This is a genomic window from Aquimarina aggregata (genome assembly GCF_001632745.1).
In the GTDB taxonomy this organism is placed as follows: Bacteria; Bacteroidota; Bacteroidia; order Flavobacteriales; family Flavobacteriaceae; genus Aquimarina; species Aquimarina aggregata.
The window spans coordinates 403,307-409,714 of sequence record NZ_LQRT01000001.1 but is presented as its reverse complement, the minus strand read 5'-3'; the positions used below and the strand labels follow the sequence as shown (position 1 = coordinate 409,714).

The following is a 6,408-nucleotide window of genomic DNA, read 5'->3' as shown; positions in this document are numbered from 1 at the left end:
TTATAAACTGTATATATAATGTTTAGATTTAATACTATACGTTTTTTGTAAAGTGTATTGTAAATTTAGAATTGTAAATATTAAAATTTGAAAATTCTATTTTATGAAAATAAAGAACAATAGTAAAACAACCATTGTTATTTTTTTAGTTACATTTTTTTGTAATTCTATGGTTTTGTTTTCTCAAAATTCTACAACTCCATCTACTTTAAATAAAAATAAAGAAAGTTTGATAGAAAATAAAGTTGATGCTTTATTGGCTAAAATGACATTGAAAGAAAAAATAGGACAATTAGTTTTATATAACGGAAGTTGGGATGTAACCGGACCTCCTTCTGATGTTGGAAATAAAGAGAAGTACGAAAAATTAAAAAATGGAGAAGTAGGTGCAATGTTAAATGTAACATCTGTTGCAGGTACTAGAGAGTTACAGTCTAAAGTAGTAGAGAATTCTAGACTAAAAATACCATTGCTTTTTGGATACGATGTGATTCATGGGTTCAAAACTATTTTTCCTATTCCTTTAGCAGAGAGTGCAAGTTGGGATCTTGAGGCAATTAAGAAATCTTCTTCTGTAGCTGCAAAAGAAGCAACTGCTGCTGGTATCAATTGGGCTTTTGGTCCTATGGTAGATATTTCTAGAGATGCACGATGGGGCAGAATAATGGAAGGTGCTGGAGAAGATCCTTTTTTTGGAGCTAAAGTAGCTGTTGCAAGAATCAATGGTTTTCAAGGAAATGATCTTTCAGGAAAAGAAACATTGGCTGCTTGTGCAAAGCATTTTGCAGCATATGGTTTTGCTGAGGGCGGTAGAGATTATAATACGGTTAACATCGGAGAGTATGAATTGCATAATACAGTACTGCCACCATTTAAGGCTGCAGCAGAAGCTGGCGTAGCATCTATGATGAGTGCTTTTAATGAAATAGATGGTATACCTGCGACTGGACATAAAGGTTTGCAACGTGATATTTTAAAGGACAAATGGGGTTGGAATGGTTTCATCGTTTCAGATTGGGCTTCAATAGCAGAGATGATTTATCATGGATATGTTAAGGATAGAGTTGATGCATCCCAGAAGGCGATTGTAGCAGGTAATGATATGGATATGGAAGGTCGCGCTTATGAGAAAGGGTTGGAACAATTAGTGAAAGATGGAAAAGTAGATGAGAAATTGATAGATGATGCTGCGAAACGTATTCTTAGGGTAAAGTTTCAATTAGGACTGTTTGATGACCCTTACAAATATTGTGATGAAAATAGAGAGAAAAATGAAATTTATACCAAAGAAAATTTAGAAGCATCTAGAGATGTTGCTAAAAAATCTATTGTATTGTTAAAAAATAATAATAGTATTTTACCGCTCAAGAAAAATGTAAAAAGTATTGCCGTTATAGGGGCGTTAGCTGATGATAAGGATACGCCTATAGGTAGCTGGAGGGCAATGGCTACAGAAAATTCTGCAGTATCACTTCTTGAAGGAATTAAAAGTGCTGTTGGTAAAGACGTAAAAATATCTCATGCAAAGGGAGTGGCTGTTGGAGTAGGACAACGAAGTTTTGTTCGAGAGTTGAAGGTAAATAGAGAGGATTTAGCAGGAATTCCAGAAGCTGTTCAGGCGGCAAAAGGCGCAGAGGTTGTTATTTTAGCTTTAGGAGAAGAAGCTTTTCAATCTGGTGAAGGTAGAAGTCAAGCTAGTATAGAGTTAACAATGCCTCAACAAAAACTGTTTGAAGCAGTAGCTAAGGTAAACAAGAATATTGTTGTCGTTTTAATGAACGGAAGACCATTGGTTTTAACTAGTATTATTGAAAAATCTTCAGCAATCTTAGAAACATGGCATCTAGGATCAGAATCTGGGAATGCAATTGCCGATGTGTTATTTGGAGATTATAATCCTTCAGGAAAACTACCTGTTTCTTTTCCTCGCAGTGTGGGGCAAGTTCCTTTGTATTACAATGCAAAGAACACAGGAAGACCATCTAATGCTGATGGAATGGTATTTTGGTCACATTATACCGACGAAAAAAATGATGCGTTGTTTTCATTTGGGCATGGATTAAGTTACACCTCGTTTGAGTACAAAAATATGGCTATTAGTAAGCAATCATTTTCTTCTGGTGATAAAATTACGGTTTCTGTAGAGGTTAAAAATACAGGTAAAGTAAGTGGGAAAGAGGTTGTGCAATTCTATATCCGTGATTTAATAGGAAGTATAACTAGACCGGTCAAAGAATTAAAAGGTTTTGAAATGATAGAACTAGAACCAGGTAAAAGTAAGACGGTTTCTTTCGAGATTAACGAAGAAGTAATTCAGTTTTATACAGTTAATAAAAAATGGGAAGCCGAACCAGGTGAATTTAAAATATTTGTAGGCGGAAGCTCAAAAACTGCATTAGAAAAAGATTTTTCTTTTAAGTAAAGGATACTTAAAACCGTTAATAAAATTCTCTATGGAAATATCTTTTTTTAATTGTATCAAATAAGAATTGTAATATTTGCGTCATTGTAGTGTATTAAGGTCACCTTATGATTGTTAAGATTTTTTAAGGTATATTTATAAGCATTGTCATATTAATTAAAATAAAAATGCATCGAGTAGTAATTATAGTTTTGTTTTTCAGTTGTTCGGTTTTTTCACAATTTATTGAAAAAAAGGCTTTACCTCGAATTACCCATTACGATACTAAAAGTATGGGTTTTAATACACAATCTTGGGATATAGGACAAGATGAAACAGGTTTGATTTATGTTGCCAATGGAGGACAGGTTTTAATTTTTGATGGCACAAAATGGGAATCAGTAAATGTCGGGTCGGATATTGTTAATAGAAATCTTTTTGTTAAGAACAAAGATTCAATTTATTTCGGAGCAGATGGTCAATATGGTGTATTAGTTAATCAACAATATACTGATTATAAAGTGGTGCCTCTTGGGGCAGGAAAGAAAGATGCTATTTCTGAAGTAGAAGAGTATTGGAGAGCGCATTATGTAAATGATGAAGTCGTATTTCAGACATTTAGAAATCTTTATGTAAATCAAGGTAATATTGTTACCAAAATCCCCGCTCCGTATCGGTTTAAATGGAGCTATATCGTTAATGATGAATTATACGTAAATGATCTTAAATATGGTGTTTTTAAGCTTCAAGGAACTAACCTTATGCCTATAGTTAGTGATCAGAAGCTTAATGAAAACATTATCGGAGTTACCAGTCTTAACGAGAATTTGGTGATTATCACTGATACCAAAGGCATATTTAAACTAATAGGAGATACATTAATTCCATTTGAGTTCTCCGAATTAGATGCGATAAAAAAGGCTCAGATATTTTCGTTCTTAAAACTTCATGATAATAGAATAGCAATAGGTACTGTATCTAATGGGTTATATATATTAGATTTGGAGACTGGTGAATTCGAAAATATTAACAAAAAAAGCGGGTTACAAAATAATACGGTTTTATCGATATACCAAGATTCAGAAAGTAACTTATGGTTGGCATTAGATTACGGAATAGATTTTATCAAATTAAACTCATCTCTTAAGTATTTTTATGATTATTATGGGGAATTTGGAACAACCTATGCAGTACTTAAAGACAAAGACCTGTTGTATTTAGGTACCAATCAAGGATTGTATTTAGCAAATACCAATGAGCCAAATCCAGAATTTGAATTATTACTTAATGGTCAAGTTTGGAATATAGAAAAAGTTGATGATCAAGTCTTTATAGGGCATGATAATGGTGCTTATTTAGCTAATGGCGATAACCTAACTAGAATTGGAGAAGACCTAGGTTCTTGGAATTTTAGGGCTATTAAAGATGAAAGTAATGGGTTTGAAGGTATTATCTCTGGTAATTATAGTGGTGTTTCTTTTTATGAAAAAACTGATCAAAAATGGAGTGGTTACAAACTAAAAGGTTTTGAAAAATCTACTCGATATGTTGAGATAGACGTAGAAAACAATATATGGTTAACGATTAGATCCGAAGGAGTTTTTAAATTTAAATTTGATTATGCTAATAAAGAGATAAAGAAATTGGCATTTTATTCTCTTAATGATTTTGGGGGCTCAGAAGTATCCATGTCTAAGGTAGATAATGAGATCGTAATTACTTCAGACTATCATAAATATACATACTTAAAAGAAAATAACACTTTTGATAAAGTTATTATTGGTGAAAATAGGGGGCGTGCTCCTAGAATATTTAAAAAGGGTCAGCAAACATGGTATTTGGATAATCAAAATGTAGCAATTGAAGACAAGCAAGGCGTTACTGTACTTCATGAATTAAGAGATCAGTTAATTCCTGATATTTTAAATGCGTTTTCAGTAAATGAAAGTAGTGAGATTATTCCTGTATTTAATGGTTTTTCGGTATACACTAAAAATGGTGTTATAATTCCAGAAAGTGTAAAGAACAATTTGTTGATAATGGATTTTGTTTCCGTTAATAGCCAAAAATCATATGATAAAGGAGCAGAGATTCCATTTTCTGATAATGATTTAAAAATTAATTATGCGTTACCTGTCTATGGTCAAGAAGTCTTGTATCAAACAAAACTCAATGATGATGAGTGGGGTAGTTGGACAACCAGTACAGAACAAACCTTATTTAATATAACTGAAGGGGATTATAGTTTTAATATTAGAGCAAAATATAAGGAGAATATTGAGGAAGCCTCTTTTGAATTTAAAATTAAACCACCGATATATAGAACACCCTGGGCGTACTTGCTATATCTGTTACTGTTTTTGCTGTTGGTCATCACAACTGTTTCGTTTAATCGATATAAGATGAAGAAACAAGAAAGGATGTTATTGCAGCAAAAAGCAGAGAAACTTCAAAAACAAGAAGAAGAACATAAAGCTCAAAAACTAGAACAAGAACATAAGATTATCGAGCTAAACAATGCTAAATTACAAGATGAAATTAAAGCAAAAAGTAGAGAGCTTACACAAATTGCTTATGTAAATCTTAATAAAAATAAAATTCTTAAAAAGATACGAAATAAAATTATTAAGGTTCAAGAATCATCAGAGCAAAAATTACCTACTAACAGTTATAATGAGCTAATTAGACTTGTAGAATATTATATCACTAATAAAGAAAGTAAACTGTTCGAGATTAATTTTGATAAATCTCATCAGGAATTTTATGAGAAGTTATCTAAGAAATACCCTAATCTTACCTCTAAAGATTTACGATTATGTGCCTATCTTAAAATGAATTTATCTTCTAAAGAAATAGCTCCTTTGTTAGGAATAAGTTCACAAAGTGTAGATGTTAGCAGGCATAGATTAAGAAAAAAGCTTACTTTAGACTCCAAAGATAATTTGATCAACATTCTTATTAGCCTTAAATAAGAAGTTTCAAAATTGGAGTCATGAGGAAAAAAGTAACACTCAAGCAGCTTGCAAAAGAGCTTAATTTGTCAATTTCAACTGTTTCTAAATCATTAAAAAATGATCCCGAAATCAGTGAAAAAACTATAAATCGAGTTCATGAATTAGCTAATTTTTACAATTATAAACCTAATGCACTAGCTGTTAGTCTTAAAAGTAATAAGACAAAAACAATAGGAGTTATTCTGCCTGAAATTTTAAACCATTTTTATGCAAAAGCGTTATTCGGTATAGAACAAGAGGCGTCTAATAGTGGGTATAAGATTGTTACATGTATTACAAACGAATCTTTCAAAAAAGAATTGGAGTATGTAGAAATGCTTAATTACAGCAGTGTTGATGGTTTTATAGTTGCATTAAGTCAAGAAACTCAATTTTTAAATAAATTTGATCATTACACAGATTTAAAAAGAGATGGTGTTCCAGTAGTCATGTTTGATAGAGTTACCGATGAGATTAATTGTGATAAAGTAGTAGTCGATGATAAAGTAGCTTCAAAAAACGCTATTCAATACTTAATTGATACAGGTTGCACAAAAATAGCAGTCATTACAACAATTAGTAATGATTTAAGTGTAGCAAAGTTAAGATTAGAAGGAGCAAAAGAAGTTACAGATAAAAATGATAAAGTATCTCTGAAACAATTGCCTTTAAAGGATCCTAATACTTTTGAATCTGAAATAGAAGATTTTTTACGAGAAAACGATATTGATGCAGTACTTGGTTTAGATGAGACTGCAGCAGCAATTACCATTAATATGTCTTTAAAATTAGGGTATAAAATTCCTGAAGAAGTCTCTGTAATTGGTTTTACAGATGGTTTACTTTCTCAACATTCGTATCCCAAATTAACTACCGTTTCTCAACATGCCGAAGAACTAGGGGCTAAAGCAGCTCAAATTCTAGTTAGTCACCTTGATAATTTTGACGAAAATTACAAACCCAAAACAGAAATAGTAAAAACCTCTTTAATTGTTAGGGATTCTACAAACTGAT

The 6,408-nt window shown here is 31.8% G+C and carries 3 protein-coding genes; all 3 read left to right on the top strand.

The genetic code is table 11. The features are described 5' to 3' along the window. Positions 1-103: 103 nt before the first annotated feature. The 3 genes from bglX (at position 104) to AWE51_RS01630 (ending at position 6,407) form a co-directional block, all read left to right on the top strand. Entirely contained in the window at positions 104-2,422 is a 2,319-nt protein-coding gene (bglX, locus tag AWE51_RS01640; RefSeq protein WP_082832271.1) for a beta-glucosidase BglX, read from the top strand. Positions 2,423-2,694: 272 nt separating this feature from the next. Continuing rightward, positions 2,695-5,373 (top strand): helix-turn-helix and ligand-binding sensor domain-containing protein, encoded by a 2,679-nt coding sequence (locus tag AWE51_RS01635; protein WP_157765996.1) that lies wholly within the window; start codon positions 2,695-2,697, stop codon positions 5,371-5,373. Positions 5,374-5,393: 20 nt separating this feature from the next. Next, complete coding sequence (locus AWE51_RS01630) at positions 5,394-6,407, top strand: LacI family DNA-binding transcriptional regulator (RefSeq protein ID WP_066308499.1); 1,014 nt, start codon at positions 5,394-5,396, stop codon at positions 6,405-6,407. The last annotated feature ends 1 nt before the right edge of the window (position 6,408 follow it).